This window comes from Bacteroides sp. Marseille-P8574 (assembly GCF_902825465.1).
GTDB classification, from domain to species: Bacteria; Bacteroidota; Bacteroidia; order Bacteroidales; family Bacteroidaceae; genus Bacteroides; species Bacteroides uniformis.
Genome location: NZ_CADEBE010000001.1, coordinates 2,765,042 through 2,789,904 on the forward strand (window position 1 = coordinate 2,765,042; position 24,863 = coordinate 2,789,904).

Here is a 24,863-nt window from a genome sequence, read left to right on the forward strand (position 1 = left end):
GGGTTGTTATGTTAATCTTGATACGTAATGAAAAATGAATATGTATTGTTGGTTATTACAATTTTATTGTTAAATAATAGTTGCTGTAAAGAAGAAAGTTCTGCTCAACTAATGTCCGATATCGATATGGAGGCTACAACTCGTGCAACTTATATTTCAGGAACAATTATAGGTGAAAAAAAACCGTATGTAGGTGATGGAGCTTATTCTTATAAATTGAGTCTCAATGGACAAAAAGATCCTATTAGGATAAGAATTTCTGCGGTTGGAGGTGGGGCTAAATTCAGAAGATCATCTAGTGATAAGTATGATACAGAGTTGATTTGCAGTATTCCCAAAGGAACTACTCAATATCCATTTGATGTACTATGGACTAAAGCGGAAAGTGGTGTAGTGTTAATGGTACGTCCGGAGAATAGTACAATAGAATTAAATGCGGACTTGCGGGATATTAATGTTAGAATGAAGCCAATGATAATCAATGGTCCTACAACATTTGAATTGGGAAGTACAATAAAGCTTTGGTGCAATTATCCGATTAATAAATATACGAATATAAAGTGGACTTATGATAAAAATCTATTTTCTGAAATAGAACAAAGTGCATCTGTTGAAAAGCAAAGATTTCAGATCGATTTAAGGTCTGTTCAACCATTTGAGGAAAGTGCAATAAAAGTAGAAGTGCATGATTTCTTTATGCATACAATAGACGTTAGAGAATATTTTCTAGCAAGAAGTAGTAATTGTGTATTTAGAAATATAGGACCACAAATAGATGGATATAAATTTGTTGAACAATATAGAAAATATTCTTATTCTATTGATGACAGTAAAGCTCATTCTTTTTCATGGATAGGAGAGAATGTGAAAATTATCAGTGGGCAAGGTAGTTCAACAATAATTGCTATACCTTTAGCACAAGGAGCAGCGAAGGTCAGAGTATCCTATAGCTATAAGGATTGTATTGATGTTTTTACAAGTGAATATGTGTTGAATGTTTCTAAAACATCAATGGATTTAGTTGGACCAGATGTAATTTGTGATAGTGGGATTTTTACAATTAAAAATTTTCCTTCTGGGGCTAGTGTTGATTGGACTGTTGGTGGAGGATTGTATACTTCTCTGAATCAAACCATTCCAAATGTGACTTTGGGAAAAAGCATAGCATCTTCGGCAACAAGCTCGTTTCGTGCTACTTTAAAGGCTCTCGTACATGTATGTGACGGTGTGACTGCAGACTTGAGTCGTTCTGTTTTGTTTAATAAGTCTGGTGTCCAAAAAGATAATAGCATGCTTAATGGTGGTTTATCTGCATATGGTGGTGAATGTACTTTATTCCCCGTGCCTGAAGGTGCTTCTAACTTTCATTGGAGTGTAGATAATGGATGGATAGTGGAAATGCAAGGATATGACTTTGTTAATTTCATTAATGAAGGTGAGCCATTCAATGGGACAGTAGTTGTTTCTGTTGACTATATTGATGGGTGTGGAAACAAATCACTTATAGAAAAGAGGTTTGTTGTCGGAGAATAAAATGTGATTTTAAATAAAGTTTTAAGAGTATTTCATTTGAAATTTAAGACTATGAGAAAAATTGGCAGATAAAAAATGGAGTAGCGTTATATAAAAATAAAGCTACTCCATTTATGTAATATAATTTTCTCTTACAGTGCCTTTTCCTTAATCAAGTATTCTGCAATCTGCACCGCATTCAGTGCAGCCCCTTTTTTAATCTGGTCGCCCACAATCCAGAACGTCAATCCGTTTTCGTTGCTGAGGTCCTTACGGATACGGCCTACGTAAACCGGGTCTTTGCCGGCGAGGAACAACGGCATGGGGTATTCCTTTTCTGCCGGATTGTCCATCAGAACCAAGCCTTCGCCGTTGGCAAATGCTTCGCGGGCTTCTTCTATGGAGATGGGGCGCTCGGTCTCTACCCAGATACTTTCGGAGTGGGAGCGGAGAGCGGGAACACGTACGCAGGTAGCACTGACCTTTACGTCAGAGTGCATAATCTTGCGTGTCTCGTTGTACATCTTCATTTCCTCTTTGGTATAGCCGTTTTCGGTGAATACGTCGATTTGCGGAATGAGGTTGAATGCCAGCTGGTAAGCGAATTTCTCAACGGTTACGGGTTCGCCTGCCAATACCTGGCGGTATTGCTCGTACAACTCGTCCATGGCAGCAGCGCCGGCACCACTAGCAGCCTGATAGGTAGAAACGTGTACGGTCTTTATATGGGAAAGCTGTTCGATGGCTTTCAGTGCCACTACCATTTGGATAGTAGTACAGTTGGGGTTGGCGATGATGCCGAGAGGACGTTCTTTGGCGTCGGCGGCATTCACTTCGGGCACTACCAAAGGTACATTGTCGTCCATACGGTAAGCGCTGGAATTGTCAATCATCACTGCTCCGTACTTGGTAATGGTTTCGGCAAATTCTTTGGAGGTGCCTGCGCCTGCGGAAGTGAAAGCGATATCAACCCCTTTAAAGTCATCATTGTGTTGCAAGAGTTTCACCTCGATCTGTTTACCGCGGAAGGTATATTTGGTTCCGGCACTGCGTTTAGAACCGAACAATACTAACTCGTCCAACGGGAAATTTCTTTCATCGAGCACTCGCAGGAACTCTTGTCCCACGGCTCCGCTTGCTCCAACAATAGCTACTTTCATTTTTCTTTTGTTTTAAATTAAGTTTATAAAAAAGTGAAATACTATCTCTAAAAAGATAGAATCGGTCGCAAATTTATAACAAAATGCTGTATAGCACCGCATAAAGTGAAAAGTTTTTCGTTATTTTGCATTCAAAACCTAAAACTTATAGCCTATGGATTGGTTTGACTTCAGCTTGAAACTTCCCATCACCGACCCTACATGGATATTCCTCCTTGTACTCCTCATTATATTGTTTGCTCCCATATTGTTGAATAAGCTTCGTATTCCGCACATTATCGGAATGATACTGGCGGGGCTTGTCATTGGGGAGCATGGTTTCAATATCTTGGTGCGTGACAGTAGTTTTGAGCTTTTCGGCAAAGTAGGCTTGTATTACATCATGTTCCTTGCCGGTCTGGAAATAAATATGGGGGACTTCAAACAGAACCGGGGCAAAGCGCTTGTACTGGGACTCTTGGCTTTTATTGTGCCCATAGGCATAGGCTTGGTAACGAATATAGCTTTGTTGAAGTATGGGGTACTGACCTCTGTCCTACTGGCAAGTATGTATGCGTCGCATACGCTGGTGGCCTATCCCATCGTGATTCGTTACGGTGTGTCGCGGCATCGCAGTGTGAGTATTGCAGTGGGGGGGACGGCGGTTACGGATACACTCACTTTGCTGGTTCTGGCCGTTGTGGGTGGTATGTTCAAGGGGGAGTCGGACGGCTTCTTCTGGGTATGGCTTGTCATAAAGGTTATCTTCCTGGGTATTTTGATTGTATATCTGTTTCCACGCATAGGCCGTTGGTTCTTCCGGAGGTACGATGACAACGTGATGCAGTTCATATTTGTGCTTGCCATGGTTTTCCTCGGAGCCGGATTGATGGAGTTTGTGGGGATGGAAGGTATCCTGGGTGCTTTCCTTGCAGGTTTGGTTTTGAACCGGCTGATTCCGCATGTCTCTCCGTTGATGAACCATCTGGAGTTTGTGGGCAACGCCTTGTTTATTCCCTATTTCCTGATAGGTGTGGGTATGTTGATTGATGTGCATGTGATTTTCGGTCATGGCGATGCTCTGAAAGTAGCGGCTGTAATGATTGTGGTGGCATTGGCAGGTAAATGGATTGCCTGCTGGCTGACGCAGAAAATATATAAAATGGGAGGGATTGAACGGGAGCTGATGTACGGATTGAGCAATGCACAAGCAGCGGCAACGCTGGCGGCTGTGTTGGTGGGGTACAACATCATTCTGCCCAATGGGGAACGCTTGCTGAACGATGATGTTTTGAATGGTACCGTCCTGCTGATTCTTGTAACTTGCGTTGTGAGTTCGTTCATTACGGAACGTGCCGCACGGAAGATTGCCATGGAGGAGGCGCATCTGGAAGAAAACCGCTCCGTGGAAGCGGAGAAGATATTGATTCCGATAGCCAACCCCGATACGATTGAAGACCTGATAAATCTTTCTTTGGTGATACGCGACCCGAAGCAACGGGATAATCTGTTGGCACTGAATGTCATCAACGACGATAGCAGTTCTGAAAGTGCCGAATTGCGTGGGAAACGCTATCTGGAAAAGGCTGCTATGATAACGGCCTCGGCAGATGTGCCGTTGAGGCAAATCACACGTTACGACTTGAATATCGCTTCGGGCATTATCCATACGGCAAAAGAATATGCGGCAACGGATGTCATTATAGGTCTGCACCGTAAGGTCAATATTGTGGATTCATTCTTCGGTATGCTGACGGAGAATCTGCTGAAAGGCTTGCATCGCGAGGTGATGGTTTCCAAATTCTTGATGCCTATTAACACAATCAGGCGGGTGATTGTGGCGGTACCTCCGAAAGCCGAGTATGAGGCGGGATTCCTGAAGTGGGTGGAACATTTCTGTCGGTTGGGGAGTACTTTGGGTTGCCGGGTGCATTTTTATGCCAATGAAGAGACTACCGCCCATCTTCAAGGGCTGGTGAAAGCCAAATATGGACAGACATTGACTGACTTTTCTCGCCTGGACGATTGGGGGGATTTACTGATATTGACCGGACAAGTGAACTTTGACCATCTGTTAGTGATTATCAGCGCTCGTCGGGGCTCCATCTCCTATGACAGCTCCTTCGAGAAGTTGCCGGCACAAATCAGTAAATATTTTGCAAACAATAGTCTGATTGTGTTGTATCCAGACCAACTGGGTGAACCGCAGGATGCGGTATCCTTCTCAAATCCGCGTGGCAACAATGAGTCGCAGCATTACGAGAAGGTAGGCAAATGGTTCTATAAGTGGTTTAAGAAAAGCTAAAATGGAAGATTGGAAACAGCGAACACAACTCCTGCTGGGAGATGAAAAGATGGAACGGCTATGCAAGGCGCATGTACTTGTCGTAGGACTGGGTGGTGTAGGTGCTTATGCGGCCGAGATGCTATGCCGTGCCGGAGTGGGGCGGATGACGATTGTCGATGCCGATACCGTGCAGCCAACGAACATAAACCGTCAGTTGCCGGCTCTGCATTCTACCCTGGGGCAGAAGAAGGCGGAGATATTGGCATCACGTTTTAGGGACATTAATCCGGCTCTGGAATTGAGAGTGTTGCCCGTATTCCTGAAAGATGAGAACATACCGGAACTGCTGGATGCTGCGGCTTATGACTTTGTGGTGGATGCCATTGATACGCTTGCTCCAAAATGTCACTTGATAGTGGAAACCATGAGGCGGCATATCAAGATTGTGTCCAGCATGGGGGCGGGAGCAAAGAGTGACATTTCGCAAGTGCGCTTTGCCGATATATGGGATACCTATCATTGTGGATTGAGCAAGGCTGTGCGTAAGCGTCTGCAAAAAATGGGCATAAAGCGGAAACTTCCAGTTGTTTTCAGCACTGAACAGGCTGACCCGAATGCCGTTTTGCTGACGGACGACGAGATGAACAAGAAGTCCACCTGTGGAACAGTGAGCTACATGCCTGCAGTTTTTGGCTGCTATTTGGCCGAATATGTAATTAAAAGACTATAGTAATAGCACTTGAAAGAAAACTATCAAATAGTAAATAGTAAATTGTCAAATTGTAAATAGCCTAGTGATTCATTTAGAGAATATAACCAAGAGTTTCGGTAACCTGCAAGTGTTACGGGGTATTGACCTGGAGATAGAGAAAGGGGAGATTGTCAGCATTGTAGGCCCTAGTGGAGCGGGTAAAACTACCTTGCTGCAAATCATGGGTACGTTGGACATGCCGGATGACGGTTCAGTGGTTATTGACGGTACACAAGTCAACCGTATGAGGGAGAGGGAACTTTCCGCATTCCGCAACCGGCATATCGGCTTTGTGTTCCAGTTCCACCAACTTCTGCCGGAGTTTACGGCTTTGGAGAATGTAATGATACCGGCCTTTATTGCCGGAAAAGGACAGCAGGAAGCCAAGGAAGCAGCTACGGAAATTCTTGAATTCATGAGGCTTGCCGAACGGGCCTCCCACAAACCGAATGAGTTGTCGGGAGGTGAGAAGCAGCGTGTGGCGGTGGCCCGTGCTCTCATTAATCATCCGGCAGTGGTGCTGGCAGATGAACCTTCCGGCAGTTTGGATACCCATAATAAGGAAGAACTGCACCAGCTCTTTTTTGATTTACGTAACCGTTTCGGACAAACGTTTGTTATCGTAACCCATGATGAAGGACTGGCGCAGCTCACCGACCGGACGATACATCTGATAGACGGGGAAATCAATAAAATGGTCTGAGCCTGTCAGTGCGGTTTTTCCAAGTTCGATATGGTGGTTTGCCTCGTTGAGAGAGTGGCATGTTATTCAAAGCAGATGTAGTGGCTGATTCTCTCTAAGTCGGTATCGGAGAATTCCTCGTAAAGTGCAAAAGGTTTCAGGCTATGAAGGTCGCCTTTCTTCTTTCGGTATTCTACAAAGGCCTTTGCCTGGTAGAAGTTGATGTAAGGATGGTTGCGCAGCCTCTCTATGCTACTATGGTTCAGGTTGATGAGGCGGATGGCTCGGGTGTCGATGGAAAACCAAGACTGCAATTGGCTGGTGTCCAAATGGATTTCTTGTAGTTGCGTGATGTCGTAGAACCCTCCCAAGCGTTGCCGGTAACCGATGATTAGACGGGCAATGCCGCTACCGATGCCTGGTATTTTCTTCAGCTCTGTGGTGTCGGCGCGGTTCAGGTCGACAAGGATTCCAGCCGGATATTTTTCCGGTGCAATTCGGGAAGTAGCAGCGCTATTATTACTCGAAGGAGAGTTGTACAACTGGACGGTTCTTGTCTCTGTGTCTTCCGGAGTGATGTGGATATAGGGCAGGAGTGTCTGATATTGTTTTTCTGTCATTCCATATATTTTCCGGAAATTTTCTGCCTTATGGAACTTCCCTCCTTTACTACGGTAGTGGAGTATGTTCCGCGCCATCCATCCGGGCAGTCCCAGTCGGCAAAAAGTAACGGAGTCGGCAGTATTGGGATTGAAACGGACCAGGGAGACGGTTGTCGGTTGTTTTGGAGAGGAAGAATTAAGTCTGTTGTCCCATTTTTGTTCCTTTTCTTGTATGGATGCGATGAACGATTCGTATTCTGCCATGGCAGTGGCCTGCCGCCGGATTGCTTCGTCGGAGAGGGGGCGGTGTTCTCTTTGGTATATATAAATATACCCGGAGAGAAAGACGAGAATGATGCCGGTAATCAAAACCAGTATTCCGCGCCTTTCTCCCCGGGAGAAATAAAGGAATTCTTTGAAGGGGTTCTGCATGATGGCCTATTTCAGAAAACCCAGTTCATTGATAAAAATCAGTGCAATTCCTATAGGAGCAATGTATTTCAGGATGAATATCAATAGCTTGTAGACGGATACTTTCAGAGTGCCGTTGTTGCTGACTTCTTCCCATACGATTTTCTTGTCCAGATACCAGCCTATGAAGATGGAAATGAAGAAACCGCCTAACGGTAACATTAGCTTGGCCGTTACAAAATCGAACAAATCGAATAGGTTTAACCCGAATACGGTATAGCTCTTGCCGATACCGAGAGACAGTGAGCAGAATACTCCTAAGAAAATACAACCTGCTGTCACATATCTGGCTGCTTTGCTGCGTGAGAACTTGAACTCTTCATGCAGATAGGCGGTTACCACTTCGTGCAGGGAAATGGTGGAAGTAAGTGCTGCCAATGCCAGTAGGATATAGAACATCAGAGACAGCAGTATCGCCAGCCAGGGAATATTGCCGAACGCTTGCTGAAAGACATTCGGTAGGGTGATGAATAGCAGGCTGGGACCCGCATCCGGTTTGATACCCACAGAGAAGGCGGCAGGGAAAATGATGAATCCTGCCAAAATAGCTACCATAGTGTCGATGGCGGCCACGTTGAGTGCCGTTTTGGGCAGGTTCGTATCATTGCGGAAATAGGAGGCATATGTACAGAGACATCCCATCCCCAAGCTCAAGGAGAAGAATGCCTGGCCCATAGCTCCAAGGAACACATTGCCGTCCACTTTGCTGAAGTCCGGTTTCAGCAGGAATTCAATACCTGCTCCTGCTCCGGGCAGAGATATAGAGCAGATGGCAAGGATTATCAATAGGACAAACAGCATCGGCATCATGATTTTGGCTGATTTTTCAATACCTTTTTCCACTCCTTTGACAATAATGAGATGGGTGGCCAGCAGGAACAGCACCAGCCAGATGACCGGACGCCAGGGGTTGCTGACAAAGCTGTTGAAGGATGCGATGAAATCGGCTGCCGATTTCCCGGCAAAACTATTTGTGGCTGCTTCCCCGATAAACTCAAGCGTCCATCCTGCCACAACGGAGTAATATCCCAGAATAAGGAATCCTGCCAGTACGCCCATACGTCCTACCCAGCGCCAATGCGTGCCGGGTGCTAATTTTTGATAAGCCCTTGCCGTATTGGCACGCGAGCGCCTGCCGATGAGGAATTCTGCAATCATGATGGGGATGCCGAGAATGAGCACGCAAACCAGGTATACAAGGATAAATGCTGCACCTCCGTGATTCCCGGTCTCAAACGGGAAACGCCAGATGTTACCTAAACCGACTGCGGAGCCTGCCGAGGCAAGTATGACACCTAATTTGCTTCCGAAGTTGGCTCTGTCACTTTTTGTCATAAAACGTAGATTTTTCTTTCAATTCGTTATTAATACCACCTAAAACATGCAAATATAGAAAATGTTCTGTACTTTTGCGCACAGTTCGTTGATTATTTGGTATATGCTATATTATATTAAGAAATATCCGGTGTCGCTTTTTATTATTCTGACGGTGATTTATCTTTCATTCTTTAAACCGCCATCTACAGAAATAAGCAAGATTCCCAATATAGACAAGGTGGTGCATATCTGTATGTATTTCGGCATGTCGGGAATGCTGTGGCTGGAGTTTCTTCGCGCTCACCGGAGAGACAATGCCCCTTTATGGCATGCATGGGCAGGGGCGTTTGTCTGTCCCGTTTTGTTCAGCGGAATGGTGGAGTTGCTGCAAGAATACTGCACGACATACCGCGGCGGAGACTGGCTGGATTTTGCGGCCAATACCACGGGAGCGGTGCTTGCATCAATGGTCGGCTATTTCATTTTAAGGCCAAGGATGAAATAGGATTATAAGTATTCAACTACGGAACTTAGCTTGATGCCGTTCGACCCTTTTATCAGAATTGTTTTCCCATAAGGTTTTTCTCTTTGCAGCTCTGCGACGAGTGCGGTTACATCGGGATAACTCTGATAAGAGTGGCGTGTGGCGGCAAACAATTCCCCAACAAGAGCTACGTCCTTGAATCCGCATTCTTCCAGATAGTCTGCAATCTTCTGGTGCTCGTCGGCACTGTCTTTACCCAACTCCCGCATATCTCCCAATATCAGCATTTTGTTTTTGGCCTGCATGTTCCGGAAGTTACTGATGGAAGCCATCATGCTTGTGGGATTGGCATTATAGGCATCGATAATCAGTGTGTTGTCCGCTGTTTTTTTCAGTTGTGAACGGTTGTTTTGTGGGGTATATCCGGCCAGTGCTTTATCTATTTGCTCCGGTTCCACACCAAAAAAATGTCCGATGGTGACAGCTGCCAGAGCATTGGGGAAGTTATATTCACCGATAAGTTGGGTTTGTACTTCGTGATATTTGCTTTCGTTTCCCGTTTTCCACTCGAAGGTGAGGTAAGGAGAATTGCCGGTGACGTGTCCGTTGATGTACAGCTCGTCCTCGCTGCCGTAGGCAATCTGGTGGAGTCCGTAGGCTATCTTTTTCAAGTAGGGGTTGTCGTTATGGATGAAGATGGTAGCTTCTTTCCGCGTCCGCAGATAGTCGTACATCTCTCCTTTGGTCTTGATGACTCCTTCAAAAGAGCCGAATCCTTCCAGATGGGCTTTTCCTACGTTGGTAATGATTCCGTAGTCAGGTTCGGCTATCTCTACCAGCTCCTTGATGTCTCCCGGGTGGCTGGCGCCCATTTCCACTACGGCAAGTTCGTGTTCAGGGCGCAGGCGGAGTAAGGTGAGGGGAACACCGATGTGATTGTTCAAATTTCCCAAGGTATAGAGCACGTTGTGAGTTTGCGAAAGTACGGTGGACATCAGTTCCTTGGTAGTAGTCTTTCCGTTTGTACCCGTAATGCCGATGATGGGTGTACGCATCTGCCGACGGTGGTAATTGGCAAGTTGTTGCAAGGTCTTCAAGCTGTTTTCCACCACGATGTATCGTGTATCGCCTGCGGGGGCATAGACTTCTTCATCTACTATGGCATAAGCACTTCCGCTTTCCAGCGCCCGGGCGGCAAAGGCATTTCCGTTGAATGACTCGCCTTTCAGTGCAATGAATAAAGAACCTTGGGGGCAGTTACGGCTGTCAGTAGTGACACTGGTACATGTTAGGAATATCTGATGTATAGCTGTTATATTCATGACTTTATAATTAAATCAATCTGTGTGAATCTGTGTAATCTGTGGTAAACCATCGTGCAAAGATATAGTTTTAATCCTCTCCCTTCCCGGGTACAAGCAAAAAACTTATCAGTTTTATGAGTTTATGTATTTTGAAACCACTTTTTTGTTTACATTTGCAGGTACTATATAGAACAGACTGCCTATGGAAATTACAACTGCCCGATATATAAATGTCAACGGTTCGCTGCTTGACCTTTCTCAACCCCGTGTCATGGGCATACTGAACGTTACTCCAGATTCCTTTTATGCCGGTAGCCGTACACAGACAGAGGCGGAAATAGTACGCCGGGTGAAACAGATAGTTTCGGAGGGAGCGGTCATTATTGATATAGGCGCTTACTCTTCCCGTCCCAATGCCGACAATGTCTCTGCCCGGGAGGAGATGGAACGGCTGCGTATGGGGCTGAAAATACTTTTTGAGATACAGCCGGATGCTGTGGTGTCGGTAGACACTTTCAGGGCGGATGTGGCAAGAATGTGTGTGGAGGAGTATGGGGTTGCCATCATCAACGATATTGCGGCCGGTGAGATGGATGCGGATATGTTCCATACCGTTGCGGCGTTGAATGTGCCTTATATTATGATGCACATGCAAGGCACTCCGCAAAGTATGCAGCAGCATCCTCATTACGACAATCTTCTGGAAGAGGTTCTCTTGTATTTTGCACGCAAGGTGCAGCAATTGCGTGACTTAGGTGTGAAAGACATCATTCTGGACCCCGGTTTCGGCTTTGGAAAGACAATAGAGCATAATTATGAATTGCTGTCCCATCTGGAAGATTTCCGTATTTTTGAGTTGCCTTTATTGGTAGGTGTTTCACGTAAATCGATGATATACCGCTTGTTGGACATTACTCCTCAGGAGGCGCTGAATGGTACTACGGTGCTCGATACCATCTGTCTGCTGAAAGGTGCTGACATTCTCCGCGTACACGACGTGAAAGAAGCCGTGGAAACCGTACGGATTGTGCAAGCTATGCGAAATAATTCCTAGTCCCTAACCCCTAATCATTCGATATCGTGTTTTTTGAATTTGGAATAAAAGATTTTATAGATATTCTGTTAGTGGCTTTTTTGCTGTACTATACGTATAAGCTGATGAAAGCCTCCGGTTCTATAAATGTGTTTACGGGTATCCTGGTGTTTATCCTGATATGGCTGGTGGTATCGCAGGTGCTGGAGATGAAATTGCTCGGTTCCATCTTCGACAAGCTGGTCAGTGTGGGCGTGCTGGCGCTTATCATTTTGTTTCAGGACGAGATACGGCGCTTCTTGCTGACACTCGGCTCGCATCAGCATGCCAGTGCGCTGGTGCGCTTCTTCACCGGTAACAAGAAAGAGAAGCTGGAACATGACGACATCATGCCGGTGGTAATGGCATGTATCAGTATGGGGAAGCAGAAGGTTGGTGCCCTGATTGTCATTGAACATAATCTGCCTTTGGATGATGTGGTGCGTACGGGAGAGATTATCAATGCCGATATAAACCAGCGTCTGATTGAGAATATTTTCTTTAAGAACAGTCCGTTGCACGATGGAGCGATGGTTATCAGTAAGAAACGTATCAAAGCGGCGGGATGTATCCTGCCTGTTTCCCATAATCTGGACATTCCTAAGGAACTGGGGCTGAGGCATCGTGCTGCCATGGGGATTTCCCAGGTGTCTGATGCGCATGCCATCATTGTATCGGAGGAGACCGGAGGCATTTCAGTGGCTTACAAAGGACAATTCTATCTGCGTCTGAATGCAGAGGAATTGGAAAGTTTGTTAACAAAGGAAAGCTGAGGTGTGACAAAATCTCCTATTTTTACGTCATATAACTATGATATAAAAAACAATATCTTATAACTAATAACTGAAAAGGATGGATAGACGAAATTTCTTGCGGACGGGAAGTCTGGCGATGTTAGGTTCGCTGGCAGTACCCTCGTTGGCTATGCCTGCGTCAGTACGCGGAGCTTTAGGAGGAGCAGATAATCAGTCTGCCGTAGCTTCGGCAATGGTTCACTTCGGTGTGACGGAGGCTGACTTGAAGAAAGTGATGGCTGCCGCTCTGGAAAAAGGCGGCGATTATGCTGACCTTTATTTTGAACACACATTCAACAACAGTGTGGTTCTGATGGACGGCAAAGTAAACAACTGTGGAGCTAACATTGACTTCGGTATGGGCGTACGCGTATTGGCAGGCGACCAGACGGGTTATGCTTATGTGGAAGGGGTAACTATGGAAGAAATGCTACGTGCTGCACGTACTGCTGCCCGTATCGCCTCTTCGGGCAAGGCCGGAAAATCTGTAGGACTGACGGAAAAGACAATTGCCAAAAGCCGCTATGCCGTCACTGAACCTTGGGAGGACGTGAGTGTCAAGGCAAAAATACCTTATTTAGAAAAGCTGAACGAAAAGATTTTCTCTTTGGACAATCGTGTACGTAAGGTGCAGGCTTCTCTTTCTGACAGTACATCGCACGTGCTGTTCTGTAATTCCGAGGGCGTGAGCTACTACGACTACCGTCCGATGGTTTCTTTTATGGCAGTCTGCATCATGGAAGAGAATGGAAAGATGGAGAACGGTTATGCCGGTCGTTCTTACCGCAAGGGTTTTGAATTCATGACGGATGACATCGTGGATATTATTGCACGTGAGGCGGTGGATAAGACTGCTATCTTGTTCAAGGCTGTGAAACCCAAAGGTGGCGAAATGCCCGTCGTGATGGGGGCTGGCGGTTCGGGTATCTTGTTGCACGAAGCCATAGGACATGCTTTTGAGGCTGACTTCAACCGTAAACGTACTTCCATTTTCTGCGACCTTTTGGGAAAGAAGGTGTGCGATGAGCATATCAACGTGGTGGATGACGGTACCATCGCCTTCAATCGTGGAGCCGTGAATTTCGACGATGAGGGTGTGGAAGGTCAGAAAACCTATATCGTGAAGGAAGGTATCCTGACCAGTTATCTGCACGACCGCATCAGTGCCAAGCATTATGGGGTGGCTCCTACTGGAAACGGACGTCGCGATACTTTCCGTAATACTCCTATCCCCCGTATGCGTGCCACTTATATGGAAGCCGGCAATATGAAGGAAGCGGACATTATCTCCACCGTGAAGAAAGGTATCTATTGTGACCAGTTTACCAATGGCCAGGTGCAAATCGGTGCCGGAGACTTTACCTTCTTTGTGAAGTCGGGTTACTTGATTGAGGATGGCAAGCTGACGCAGCCCGTCAAGGATATAAATATCATCGGTAATGGTCCGAAAGCATTGGCTGACATCACGATGGTGGCAAATAACGATAAGATTGACAACGGTACTTGGACTTGTGGTAAAGACGGTCAGTCTTGTCCCGTTACCTGCGGTATGCCATCGGCACTAGTCAGCAAGCTGACTGTAGGAGGAGAAAGTTAATTATCAACTATCAATTAAAGACATGATTACAGACGACAATAAGAAATTGGCACAATGGGCAATGGAATATGCCTTGAAGAACGGTTGCCAGGCAGCCAAACTGGTGCTATATACAAATTCTAATTCTTCTTTTGAACTGCGTGACGGCAAAATGGACCGTTTGCAGCAGTCTACGGAGAATGGTTTGGGATTGAATCTTTATGTGGACGGACGTTTCGGCTCTTTTTCCACCAATCGGCTGGATAAGAAAGAATTGGAAACTCTTATCACGAATGGTATAGAGTCTACCCGCTATCTGGCGGTGGATGAGTCGCGTATGCTGGCCGACCCTGCACGCTACTATAAAGGAGGCAAGCCTGACTTGCAGCTTTTTGATAAGAAACTCTATGAAGTCAACCCGGATGATAAAGTGGCGATTGCCCGTGCTGCTGCAGAGGAGGTATTGGGCAAGGATGAGCGTATCATTTCGGTTGATTCTTCTTATAGTGATGGTGAGGGTTCTTCCTATCGTTTGATAAGCAACGGATTTGAAGGCGAGTCGAAGAGTACCTGGTTCTCTGTCTCAGCCAGTGTATCCATTAAGGGAGAAGGTGAAGCGCGTCCTCAGGATTACTGGTACGACTCGGCTCTGTTCTATGATAAATTGACGAAGACGGGAATCGGTGCCAAGGCATTGGAACGCGTATTGCGCAAGCTGGGACAGAAGAAAGCAAAGTCGGGTAAATATACAATGGTGGTTGACCCTATGAATGTGGGAAATCTGCTCAGCCCGATGCTAAGTGCATTGTATGGCAGTGCTCTGCAACAAAAGAATTCCTTCCTGATGGACAAGCTGGATGCGAAGGTGGCTTCGGACCTCTTCACGTTGCGTGACGAGCCGCATGTCATCGGTGCAAACGGTTCGCGCTACTTCGATAATGAGGGTGTGGCTACTGAACCCCGCACTGTCTTTGATAAGGGTGTGCTGAAAACTTATTTCATCGATACCTACAATGGTAAGAAGATGAATATGGCTCCTACTATCAGTACGCCTTCACGCCTGATTCTGGCACCGGGTGATAAAGACCTGAACGGGTTGGTGGCAGATGTTAAACAAGGCATTTTGGTTACGGGCTTCAATGGCGGTAACAGCAATAGCAGTACCGGTGACTTCTCTTATGGTATAGAGGGGTTTCTTATTGAAGACGGTAAGCTGACACAGCCTGTCAACGAAATGAATGTGACGGGTAACATGGTTGCTTTGTGGAATTCCTTGGTTGCTGTGGGCAATGACCCTCAACCAAACCGCTCATGGCAGATTCCTTCGTTGGTATTTGAGGGAGTCGACTTCAGCGGATTGTAATGCTAGTTCAACATCAAGCTCATATATGGGCTTGATGTTGCAAATATTTTTTCGGTGAGTTCACCGATTGTAAGTGCCAAGTGGCTGCCTGGCAGACGCTTGGCACTATTCATACATTTACCATTGTTGAGGTAGTAGTAACCGTTATTGGCACTGACTTGCTCATCAGTAAGATGAATGCTGAGTTCCAGTTCCGGATGGACCGTAGCATAGAGTTGCAGCATGGTTTTGGCATTGATGATGCGTGCCATGCCCAAAAGTTGGCTTTCACCAGTAGCGGGAGGAGTGAGAACCCGGATGGACGGGAGATTCAGGCTTTGGCAGATATGTTGAAGCAGTAAAGTTTTTGTTGCGGGAGTATCCGACACGATTTCTCCAATGCGCCAGTTGGCTTTCCCTATCGGATAGGTAATGGCCAAAGCCGTGATTTCCTCCCCATTGCTCAATGTGCAAACGAAGCCCTGTCCCAGTTGTAAATCGGCAATGATAACCTGGAAATCCTCTTCCGTATGCTGGATGCAGCAAGGGCGCTCCCGCAATTTCCGGTCGAGATATTCATATCTTTTTTCAGTATATTCGGCAGACATTTCCAAAGTAAGGCCCGTATCGGCTGTCGGTGTACCGGAAGCGATAAAGGTCTCTTCGGCATAGCGGAATACGGGGGCATAACCGCTACGGCCATAGTAGTCGAACAGCCACGGTTCTGCCGGTATCAGGGTGGATAAGGCGACATTATTGTGTAGCATCCGTGCAAAGGCTTGTGATAACAGCTCGTGCATTACGCCCTGGTTACGGTAATCAGGGCGTGTGCAGGCGCCGGATATATAGGCCGTATGAATATCTTCTCCTTCGAACGTCATAGGATAAGGCAACATCTGTAGGGCGGCAATCACTTCTTCGCCGCTTTGGATGGCAATATTGATATCATTGTTGTAGCGGAGCCGAAAATACAGTTCAGTAAATTCCTCGCTATCATTGAAACAGAGCTTCCATAAGTTCTTTACCTTTTCCCGTATCATCAATCCCTTATCCTTTTAATCCTTAATCTCTAATCCTTACTCTCACCATTTGATAGCTTCCACCGGTTCATCTTTCAGGCATGCCACGTATTTTTCCAGAATAATGGCAGGCTGGTACGAAAGTTTGGCCTTGCGCAATCCTTCAATACCCAAATCCTCTTCACGGTTGAGGTAGACATATTGTTCGGGGATATGGTTGGCAAATTCATAGTTAATCATTGCGTACGCTCCGTCTATGCTGGTGTCGGCCTTTTCCACATGTACTCCGAAGGTATCTTGGTTGATGGGCATTCCGAAAGTGAAGGCGGCAATTTTGCCGTCTACATGCAGGATGCCTCCGGTCAATCCCAGTTCTTCAAAATTGTGGAGGGCGTAGACCAGTGCGCGACGTTCGTTGCCCGTTCCTTCATGCTGGTCGCAATTGTTGGCCTTACACCATTCGGCTTCCAGGTCCAGACATTCCTGGATGCGGTCGGGAGTGATGGGAGTATATTCGTAATTATAGGTGCGTTTGAATTTGTTGACATGATTCCGTTTGGACTGGAATTTCTTTCCGGCAAGCGTGGCGAGGTCTGTACGCAGATAGAGGTAATCGGCATAGTCCCGGTCTGCTGTGAACTGGAATTTTCCGGGCATGAAGGCTTCCAGTTCCGAGCACATGCCCGAACATATTCCCAGCAGGCAGAAAGGTTCTCCTTCCCGGTGTGCGTCTTCGACCAGTGCGTCCAGTACTTTTGTCAAATCTCCGTTGCCTATCGGCATCATGTACACCAGTTCGTCGTTTGCCCAGAATTTCAGTAGGAGGAAGCCGTCCATGATGGCAAACTTTGTATTGTATAGAAAACGCCAGCTGCATAGGTTGGAGAAAGAGAGGTCGCAATTCCGTCGCGGACTGTTCTGTGTATAGGAGGTAATCAGTTTTTTGTCTTGTAATTCGATATCTTTAAATGAAATCATACGTTGTTTTTAGTTGGTTATGATTATAGATAACAAAAATAAGAAGATTTTGTTAGAGTAGCCCTAATAATCGCAGGATAGTTGGGGTCAGCAATGCTGTGAAGATACCGTTCAGGGTCAGGCCGAGGCTGGCGAATGCGCCGTATTTGCGGCTGATGTCCATGGCAGTGGAAGTTCCTACCGCGTGGGCGGCGGCTCCCAAGGAAAGGCCTTGTGCCATAGGACTGCCGATGTGGGTCAGTTTCATGGTCTTGAAGCCCAGTATTCCTCCCAGTAAGCCTACGCAGACCACTACGGCGGCGGTAAGTGAGGGAATGCCGCCCAGCGACTTGGTTACTTCCATGGCTATCGGCGTAGTGACCGACTTGGGTGCCAGGGAGTAGATTATCTCGTCGGAAGCCCCCATCAATTTAGCTATCAGCACGACAGAGATAACTCCCACAATGCAGCCGGCAAGTTGTGACAGCATGATGGGGAGCAGTTGTTTCTTAATCGTTTCCAATTGGAGGTATAGGGGGACGCCCAGAGCTACAACAGCGGGCTTTAGCCAGAATTCTATCAGATGTCCTCCTTCATTGTAGGTCTCATAACTGATATGTGTCATCTTCAGGAAGACAATGAGGATGGCGATTGTCAGCAGGATGGGGTTCAGCAACATGATGCCGGTCTTTTTCTGCAGGAGTTTGGCTAGAAAGAAAATCCCGAAGGTGACAGCCAATAGGAAAAATTCGTTTTCTAAAAAGTTCATTTGATTTTACGTGTTAGTTGGTGAACCCATCCGGTGACTACAATCACCAGCAGGGTGCTGATTATGGAAGCGGTTACTATCGGCCAGAACTCGGAGGCGATGACATCGAAGTAAAGCATGAGGGCTACACCGGGCGGTACAAAGAAAAAGCCCAGGTTGGCAACCAGGAAGTCGGACATACCCTGCACCCAGTGCAGTTTAATCCAACCCAATTTCAAGAATAGGGTGAGCAGCAACATACCGATGATGCTGGAAGGCAACTTGATACCTGTAAGGAAAACAATCAGTTCACCCAAAGCTAAGCATCCGAAAAGGATGGCGCATTGACGAATCATACTATTATAATACCTATTGTTATATGTTGAAAACGCTGCAAAGGTAGGTATTCTATGTATTGCTTGTTATCGTTATAACCTGATTTTTTTCATGTCGTTTGCAGAGTCGGGTAGGTTATTCCTGCCGGACGGGTAATTGTTTGTTGCAGAGGGGTACGTGCACGTACACACGAATGCGGGGAACAGCTAATGTTAAATAATATAATAATTATGGACTGAACAGTAAAAAGACCGACATTTGCAATGTAGATATTGCAAAATTGTGTACTTTTGCGGCGTGAATAACACATACTGCCGATTCTTAATAGACAATTAAAATATCATGCAAAGATTAATTAATGAAATTGTTGAGCGCGCCAAAGCAAACCGCCAACGAATTGTTCTTCCCGAGGGTACGGAAGAACGTACATTGAAAGCTGCCAATCAGATATTGACTGATGGGGTGGCCGACTTGATTATCCTTGGAAAACCTGCTGAGATAGAGGCTTGTGCCAAAGAGTGGGGATTGGGGAACATCAATAAGGCTACCATTATCGACCCGGAAGACCATCCTAAGAAAGAAGAATATGCCCAGTTGCTTTGCGAACTTCGTAAGAAGAAAGGCATGACCATCGAAGAGGCTCGCAAGCTGGTTGTCGACCCGCTTTATTTAGGCTGTCTGATTATAAAGAATGGAGATGCTGACGGCCAGTTGGCAGGTGCACGCAACACTACGGGCAATGTACTTCGTCCTGCTTTGCAGATTATCAAGACTGCTCCGGGCATCACTTGCGTTTCGGGTGCCATGCTGCTGCTGACGCATGCTCCTGAATATGGAAAGAACGGCATCCTGGTGATGGGTGACGTGGCTGTGACTCCGGTGCCCGATGCAGAACAATTGGCACAGATTGCCGTATGTACGGCACGTACAGCTCAGGCAGTTGCCGGTCTCGATCCGAAAGTTGCCATGCTGAGCTTCTCTACCAAGGGCTCTGCCAAGCACGAAGTGGTGGATAAAGTGGTTGAGGCATTGAAGATTGCCAAGGAAATGGCTCCCGACATTGCCATCGATGGTGAGTTGCAGGCCGATGCTGCTTTGGTGCCGGAAGTAGGTGCAAGCAAGGCTCCGGGTTCTTCCATTGCCGGACATGCCAATGTACTGGTTGTTCCCAGTCTTGAGGTGGGTAATATTTCCTATAAGCTGGTACAACGTCTGGGACATGCCGATGCTGTAGGTCCTATCCTGCAAGGTATTGCCCGTCCGGTGAACGACCTTTCACGCGGTTGCTCCATCGAGGACGTTTATCGCATGATTGCCATTACTGCAAATCAGGCTATTGCAGCCAAAAAGAACGCTGAATAACTTCTAAATCTGATATATAATATGAAAATCTTAGTATTGAACTGCGGTAGCTCGTCCATCAAGTACAAATTGTTTGATATGGACCGGAAGGAAGTTATCGCCCAGGGTGGTATTGAAAAAATTGGTTTGAAAGACTCTTTCCTGAAGTTCACCTTGCCCAGCGGTGAGAAGAAGATTCTTGAAAAGAATATTCCCGAACATACTGTAGGTGTGGAATTTATTCTGAACACCTTGACAAACCCTGAATATGGAGCCATCAAGTCTTTGGACGAAATCAATGCCGTAGGCCACCGTATGGTGCATGGAGGCGAAAAGTTCAGCGAGTCTGTACGACTGACGCCGGAAGTGCTTGCCGCCTTCACTGCCTGCAACGACCTGGCTCCGCTCCACAATCCTGCTAACCTGAAGGGTGTAAATGCAATATCTGCTATTCTGCCGGATGTTCCGCAGATTGGTGTATTTGATACGGCTTTCCACCAGACCATGCCGAAGCATGCCTATTTATATGCCGTGCCTTATGAGCTTTATGAAAAGTATGGTGTACGCCGTTACGGTTTCCACGGGACATCCCATCGTTATGTATCACAGCGCGTCTGCGAATTCCTGGGTGTAGAGCCGGCAGGAAAGAAGATTATCACTTGCCACATCGGTAACGGCGGTTCCATTACTGCCATTAAGGACGGCAAGTGCGTGGATACCAGCATGGGCCTGACTCCGCTTGAGGGGCTGATGATGGGTACCCGCAGCGGTGATATCGATGCCGGTGCTGTTTCCTTCATTATGGAAAAGGAAGGTCTGGATGTAAACGGTATATCCAACCTCCTGAACAAGAAGAGTGGTGTGCTGGGTATCTTCGGTGAATCCAGTGACATGCGCGACCTGGAAAATGCCGTAGCTGCCGGTAATCCGAAGGCTGTCCTGGCTGAAGAAATGTACTTCTACCGTATCAAGAAATATATCGGTGCCTATGCCGCTGCTTTGGGTGGTGTGGATATCGTAGTATTTACCGGTGGTGTCGGTGAGAATCAGGCAAGTGCCCGCTGGGGTGCATGCGAAGGCCTGGAATTCATGGGTATAAAGCTGGATGCTGAGAAGAACAAAGTACGTGGTGAAGAAATGGTTATTTCTACCGAAGATTCTCAGGTGAAGGTAGTGGTAATCCCCACTGACGAGGAGCTGATGATTGCTTCGGACACGATGGATATTCTGAAGAAGTAATATCGCTGTAATATCTCCCGGTTCCGGCTTCCCGGAGTCCGGATGTGGTTTCGCCCCTGCAAATATGTAATGTATTTGTAGGGGCGAAATGTTTTCCGAATCCTTTAAAATTGCTATCTTTGTTACTCGGTTAAAAACAATAAAGGCAATTTTCCGAATAACTTTAAATAAGAACTGCTTATGAAACGATTAATGTATGTGTTGTTCTTTGTACTGCTGACCAGCGGCATGGCCTATGCCCAGCAGGCGAAGTACGTGTTTTATTTCATCGGTGATGGAATGGGTGTGAACCAGGTGAACGGTACGGAGATGTATCTGGCCGAACAAGAAGGGCGCATCGGTGTAAAGCCTTTGCTGTTCACTTCTTTCCCGGTTGCCAGCATGGCGACTACCTTCTCTGCTACCAACTCTGTGACCGACTCTTCTGCTGCTGGAACAGCCCTGGCTACCGGTGTTAAGACTTACAACGGCGCTATCGGTATGGACGATAATAAGAGTGTGCTCCAGAGTGTGGCCGAGAGAGCTAAAAAGTCCGGTAAGAAAGTTGGGGTAACTACCAGCGTCAGTGTAGACCATGCTACTCCCGCCGCATTCTATGCCCATCAGCCGGACCGTGGCATGTATTACGAGATAGCCCTCGACCTGCCGAAAGCCGGTTTCGACTTCTATGCAGGCGGTGGTTTCTTGAAACCGACTACCACTGCCGACAAGAAAGAGGCTCCGAGCATCTTCCCTATCTTTGAAGAAGCCGGTTATACCGTTGCAAGAGGCCTTGACGAATATAAGTCGAAGTCTGTCCAGGCGGACAAGATGATTCTTATCCAGAAAGAAGGGGCAGAGCCTTCTTGCCTGCCCTATGCCATCGACCGCCAGGAAGGCGACCTGACACTGGCCGAAATTACCGAGAGTGCCATCTCTTTCCTGACCAAAGGCAGTAACAAGGGTTTCTTCCTGATGGTTGAAGGTGGAAAGATTGACTGGGCCTGCCACGGAAACGACCCCGCCACAGTCTTTGAGGAAGTGGTGGATATGGACAACGCCATCAAGGTGGCTTACGAGTTCTATAAGAAGCATCCCAAAGAAACGCTGATTGTGGTAACTGCCGACCATGAAACCGGCGGTCTGGGGCTGGGTACCGGTAAGTACGAGCTTCAACTGAAAGCCCTTGCCAAGCAGAAGCAGTCTCAGGATATCCTTTCACGTTCCATCACGGACTTACGCAAGATGCGCAAGGTTATCAACTGGCCGGAAATGAAGGAATTCCTGGCAGAAAAGATGGGTTTCTGGAAAGAACTGCCGGTAAGCTGGGAGCAGGAGAAGATGCTGCGTGATGCTTACGAAGAATCATTTGTGAACAAGCATGTAGTGTTTGAGGAAAGTCTTTATGCCAAGACTGAGCCCCTGGCCGTTGCCGCCAAGAAGGTGATGAGCCAGATTGCCATGGTAGGCTGGACCAGCGGTGGCCATACAGCCGGATATGTGCCGGTATTCGCAGTAGGTGCAGGTTCCAAGCTGTTCGTGGGTAAGATGGACAACACGGAAATCCCGAAACGCATAGCCAAGGCTGGCGGATACAAATAATAAAAGGTCACCACAGATTACACGGATTCTCACAGATTGGAAGCTCTGAAATCAAGTATAAGAGACTAATCTGTGAGAATCTGTGCTATCTGTGGTGGCTGTCAATTTATTCCTTAAGGTCCTTCTTTATAATTTCATCCATCTCCCGGATACGTTTCTCCCGTTCCTTGGCGGATTTTACTTTCTGGTCCTTGTATCCGGTATCTGTCCGTTCGGAGACCTCTTCGCTCCATTCCTCGAATTCATCCGTTGCCGGACGTCCGTGCGGGTCTATGTTCTCTTCGGCAATCGGGTCGTTTCTGTAAATCATATCATCCATGACGCTAATGTTTTTAATGTTATGATGTTATTACAACCATGCCGGGAAAAAGTTCCGGTAACCTTCACTTTTTCGTAATCGTTTATAAGAATAAACGTTTTATAGCGCGGGCAGCAGGTACTTCCATATTAGATTCAGCTCTGCCTGCATGTCGGGGATGTTGGCGGTGACGGCAATGACGGCATCCTTGTCCGGCAACACCAGTATGTATTGTCCGTTGGCACCATCGGCACGGTAGGCGTTGTGGCGGCAGCGCCACATCTGGTAGCCGTAGCCCTGCAGCCAGTCGCTTGTCTTGGCAGTCAGCTTTGCCGCCTTCAGCATCTCCGGTTTCATGCCGGCGGGCAGTGAGGGTACTTGGCAGGCAGATGCCTCCTTTACCCATTCTTCGGGCAGAATCTGCTGTCCGTTCCAGTTTCCTTTCTGCAGGAACAGTTGTCCCATCTTGGCAAGGTCTTCCGTTTTGAGGTACAACCCCCAGCCTCCGGTATTGATGCCTTGCGGGCTTTCCTGCCACCGGGCGTTGACGATGCCAAGCGGGCGGAACAGACGGGGATAGAGATAATCCACCACTTTCTCGCCCGTCACTTTCTGTACGATGGCTGAGAGCATGTAGGTTCCCAGGCTGTTGTAGGTGTAGAAGGTACCGGGCTTGTGCTCCACGGGGAAGGCAAGGAACTCCTGCACCCAATCGGCGTCCGCCTTTTTGCGTACCGTTCCGGTGGGGTCGGTGTCGTGCCCGCAGTTCATGGTCAGCAGGTCGCGTACGGTCATGGCTGCCAGATTTTCGCTGACGGTTGCCGGAAGCTTGTCGGGGAAGAAGGAGATGACCTTGTCCGTCAGCTTCAGCCTGCCTTCGGAGGCGGCAAGTCCCACGGCGGTGGCGGTGAATGTCTTGCTGACGGAGTTCAGGATGTGAGGCTCATCCTCTTTCCCTTCGCCCATCCATTCTTCGGCAATGACATTGCCGTGTTGCACAATCATGATACTGTGCAGGTCTTGTCCGGCTTTCTTTACGGCATCCAGATATCTGTTCATGGCCTTGTCCAGCTTCGGAGTAGCGGCGGTGCGGGGCAGGCCCTTGGTCAGTTGGTTGATGGAAATCAGCTTTATGCCTTTGTCCTCAATGGCTTTCCGGACATGGGGGCTTGTCAGCAGGTCGGTCACTCCCTGGCGGTCCAGCGCCACGTCCTCATATCCGACGTGGAAGACGGTTTTCATTTCATCGTTGTCCAGTGCCGGGTGGTCTAAGAAAAGGTAGCGCTGGCCCGGCTGCAACTTCTCCAATGCTTTGATGAAGCTGGCCTCCTTTTCTTCGGCGGTTCTTTTGGGGCCGTCGTATCCGATGTAGGTAAACCGGTAGTCCTTGGAGGAGTCCATGCGGTCGATGGACGGCAGGTTGTATTCTTTGGCGAGCCGTTGCACCAGCTCGTTCACTTCCTTGCTGAAACCGGTGGAGAGCATGTGTCCGGACAGATGGCTGAGTTGCGGAATGCTTTTCAGCGTCGTCTCTATCTGCGCGCGGAACTCCTGCTCTATCTCCTTGATGTCCCATTTCTGCTCCATGATGGACTGTCCCGGATAAGCGGGGTTAGGGGACATCATCGGGTAGAAATAGCCGTTCTCGTCCGTCAAGCTGGGGCAGTGGGTCAGCGGACGCCACTTCACGTTCTCCCACTCGCTGGTGATGACGAGGTGCAGGCCGACGTCCAGTCCCGGATTTTCTTTCAGCATCTTGATGGCTTCCGGATACCAGGCTGCTACGGGCATCACTTCCACGCTGCGGGCAATACCCGAGCGGTAGGTCTGGATGCAGGCTTCGTTGACGGAATGCAGGGCGCCGAGATCATCAATGCGGATGACAAGTGTCGGGGCGCCGGATTGTCCCCATACCGGCAATGCTCCTGCTGCGAGCAGGCATCCGGCAATCATGTTTTTCAGTCTTAAAGGTTTCATGGGTGGTAATGGTATGATGGTTAACAGTTTGGCA

At 47.5% G+C, this 24,863-nt stretch carries 22 protein-coding genes; 12 read left to right on the forward strand and 10 right to left on the reverse strand.

What is annotated here, in order from left to right:
• Positions 1-27: 27 nt before the first annotated feature.
• Positions 28-1,533, forward strand: coding sequence for a hypothetical protein (locus HUX74_RS11690; protein WP_174646679.1), 1,506 nt, complete (start codon positions 28-30; stop codon positions 1,531-1,533).
• Positions 1,534-1,664: 131 nt separating this feature from the next.
• Here HUX74_RS11690 and HUX74_RS11695 read toward each other — a convergent pair whose 3' ends face one another.
• Complete coding sequence (locus tag HUX74_RS11695) at positions 1,665-2,672, reverse strand: aspartate-semialdehyde dehydrogenase (protein WP_174646680.1); 1,008 nt, start codon at positions 2,670-2,672, stop codon at positions 1,665-1,667.
• Between the two features lie 154 nt (positions 2,673-2,826).
• On the opposite strand from HUX74_RS11695, the gene HUX74_RS11700 reads away from it, so the two are divergent.
• The 3 genes from HUX74_RS11700 (at position 2,827) to HUX74_RS11710 (ending at position 6,392) form a co-directional block, all read left to right on the forward strand.
• Positions 2,827-4,956: a cation:proton antiporter gene (locus tag HUX74_RS11700; RefSeq protein WP_174646681.1), complete on the forward strand. Its 2,130-nt coding sequence runs from the start codon at positions 2,827-2,829 to the stop codon at positions 4,954-4,956.
• A 1-nt stretch (position 4,957) separates the two neighbouring features.
• The gene (locus tag HUX74_RS11705; RefSeq protein WP_117600250.1) at positions 4,958-5,668 is read left to right on the forward strand and encodes a ThiF family adenylyltransferase; all 711 of its coding nucleotides are present in this window, start codon (positions 4,958-4,960) and stop codon (positions 5,666-5,668) included.
• A 64-nt stretch (positions 5,669-5,732) separates the two neighbouring features.
• The gene (locus HUX74_RS11710; RefSeq protein ID WP_117600251.1) at positions 5,733-6,392 is read left to right on the forward strand and encodes an ABC transporter ATP-binding protein; all 660 of its coding nucleotides are present in this window, start codon (positions 5,733-5,735) and stop codon (positions 6,390-6,392) included.
• A 62-nt stretch (positions 6,393-6,454) separates the two neighbouring features.
• Here HUX74_RS11710 and HUX74_RS11715 read toward each other — a convergent pair whose 3' ends face one another.
• Positions 6,455-7,405: a helix-hairpin-helix domain-containing protein gene (locus HUX74_RS11715; RefSeq protein WP_174646682.1), complete on the reverse strand. Its 951-nt coding sequence runs from the start codon at positions 7,403-7,405 to the stop codon at positions 6,455-6,457.
• 6 nt (positions 7,406-7,411) lie between these two features.
• Positions 7,412-8,779 (reverse strand): sodium-dependent transporter, encoded by a 1,368-nt coding sequence (locus HUX74_RS11720; RefSeq protein WP_005834711.1) that lies wholly within the window; start codon positions 8,777-8,779, stop codon positions 7,412-7,414.
• A gap of 103 nt (positions 8,780-8,882) precedes the next feature.
• Between HUX74_RS11720 and HUX74_RS11725 the strand changes: the two genes are divergently transcribed.
• Positions 8,883-9,266 carry a VanZ family protein gene (locus HUX74_RS11725; protein ID WP_005824913.1) on the forward strand — a complete coding sequence of 128 codons (384 nt, stop codon included), beginning with the start codon at positions 8,883-8,885 and terminating at the stop codon, positions 9,264-9,266.
• A gap of 2 nt (positions 9,267-9,268) precedes the next feature.
• On the opposite strand, the gene murF is transcribed toward HUX74_RS11725, so the two are convergent.
• The gene (gene murF / locus HUX74_RS11730) at positions 9,269-10,567 is read right to left on the reverse strand and encodes a UDP-N-acetylmuramoyl-tripeptide--D-alanyl-D-alanine ligase (RefSeq protein WP_174646683.1); all 1,299 of its coding nucleotides are present in this window, start codon (positions 10,565-10,567) and stop codon (positions 9,269-9,271) included.
• A 184-nt stretch (positions 10,568-10,751) separates the two neighbouring features.
• Between murF and folP the strand changes: the two genes are divergently transcribed.
• From folP to HUX74_RS11750, 4 genes are all read left to right on the forward strand, one after another.
• Positions 10,752-11,603 carry a dihydropteroate synthase gene (gene folP, locus HUX74_RS11735; RefSeq protein WP_174646684.1) on the forward strand — a complete coding sequence of 284 codons (852 nt, stop codon included), beginning with the start codon at positions 10,752-10,754 and terminating at the stop codon, positions 11,601-11,603.
• A 26-nt stretch (positions 11,604-11,629) separates the two neighbouring features.
• Entirely contained in the window at positions 11,630-12,394 is a 765-nt protein-coding gene (gene cdaA, locus HUX74_RS11740) for a diadenylate cyclase CdaA (protein ID WP_005824908.1), read from the forward strand.
• Between the two features lie 79 nt (positions 12,395-12,473).
• On the forward strand, positions 12,474-14,012 hold the full coding sequence (locus HUX74_RS11745; protein WP_117965597.1) for a TldD/PmbA family protein: 1,539 nt from the start codon (positions 12,474-12,476) through the stop codon (positions 14,010-14,012).
• 22 nt (positions 14,013-14,034) lie between these two features.
• Positions 14,035-15,354 (forward strand): TldD/PmbA family protein, encoded by a 1,320-nt coding sequence (locus HUX74_RS11750; protein WP_117600257.1) that lies wholly within the window; start codon positions 14,035-14,037, stop codon positions 15,352-15,354.
• Between the two features lie 2 nt (positions 15,355-15,356).
• On the opposite strand, the gene HUX74_RS11755 is transcribed toward HUX74_RS11750, so the two are convergent.
• Genes HUX74_RS11755 through HUX74_RS11770 form a run of 4 tightly spaced genes read right to left on the reverse strand, consistent with a single transcriptional unit; the run spans position 15,357 to position 18,413 of the window.
• Positions 15,357-16,373, reverse strand: coding sequence for a GNAT family N-acetyltransferase (locus HUX74_RS11755; RefSeq protein WP_174646685.1), 1,017 nt, complete (start codon positions 16,371-16,373; stop codon positions 15,357-15,359).
• 42 nt (positions 16,374-16,415) lie between these two features.
• Positions 16,416-17,330 carry a DUF2156 domain-containing protein gene (locus tag HUX74_RS11760; RefSeq protein ID WP_174646686.1) on the reverse strand — a complete coding sequence of 305 codons (915 nt, stop codon included), beginning with the start codon at positions 17,328-17,330 and terminating at the stop codon, positions 16,416-16,418.
• Between the two features lie 52 nt (positions 17,331-17,382).
• A complete protein-coding gene (locus HUX74_RS11765) occupies positions 17,383-18,078 on the reverse strand; it encodes an LrgB family protein (protein ID WP_005824898.1) in 696 nt (231 codons plus the stop codon).
• Positions 18,075-18,413, reverse strand: coding sequence for a CidA/LrgA family protein (locus HUX74_RS11770; protein WP_117600260.1), 339 nt, complete (start codon positions 18,411-18,413; stop codon positions 18,075-18,077). The genes HUX74_RS11765 and HUX74_RS11770 overlap by 4 nt, the downstream gene beginning before the upstream one ends.
• A gap of 322 nt (positions 18,414-18,735) precedes the next feature.
• Here HUX74_RS11770 and pta point away from each other — a divergent pair, with 322 nt between their 5' ends.
• From pta to HUX74_RS11785, 3 genes are all read left to right on the forward strand, one after another.
• Positions 18,736-19,755, forward strand: a complete 1,020-nt coding sequence (pta, locus tag HUX74_RS11775) for a phosphate acetyltransferase (RefSeq protein ID WP_117600262.1) — start codon at positions 18,736-18,738, stop codon at positions 19,753-19,755.
• Positions 19,756-19,776: 21 nt separating this feature from the next.
• Entirely contained in the window at positions 19,777-20,973 is a 1,197-nt protein-coding gene (locus HUX74_RS11780) for an acetate/propionate family kinase (protein ID WP_117965588.1), read from the forward strand.
• A gap of 180 nt (positions 20,974-21,153) precedes the next feature.
• The gene (locus HUX74_RS11785) at positions 21,154-22,554 is read left to right on the forward strand and encodes an alkaline phosphatase (RefSeq protein ID WP_174646687.1); all 1,401 of its coding nucleotides are present in this window, start codon (positions 21,154-21,156) and stop codon (positions 22,552-22,554) included.
• A 106-nt stretch (positions 22,555-22,660) separates the two neighbouring features.
• On the opposite strand, the gene HUX74_RS11790 is transcribed toward HUX74_RS11785, so the two are convergent.
• Together HUX74_RS11790 and HUX74_RS11795 are read right to left on the reverse strand one after the other, a co-directional pair.
• The gene (locus tag HUX74_RS11790) at positions 22,661-22,873 is read right to left on the reverse strand and encodes a hypothetical protein (RefSeq protein WP_005824882.1); all 213 of its coding nucleotides are present in this window, start codon (positions 22,871-22,873) and stop codon (positions 22,661-22,663) included.
• Between the two features lie 99 nt (positions 22,874-22,972).
• The gene (locus HUX74_RS11795; RefSeq protein ID WP_174646688.1) at positions 22,973-24,829 is read right to left on the reverse strand and encodes a ChbG/HpnK family deacetylase; all 1,857 of its coding nucleotides are present in this window, start codon (positions 24,827-24,829) and stop codon (positions 22,973-22,975) included.
• Positions 24,830-24,863 lie beyond the last annotated feature (34 nt).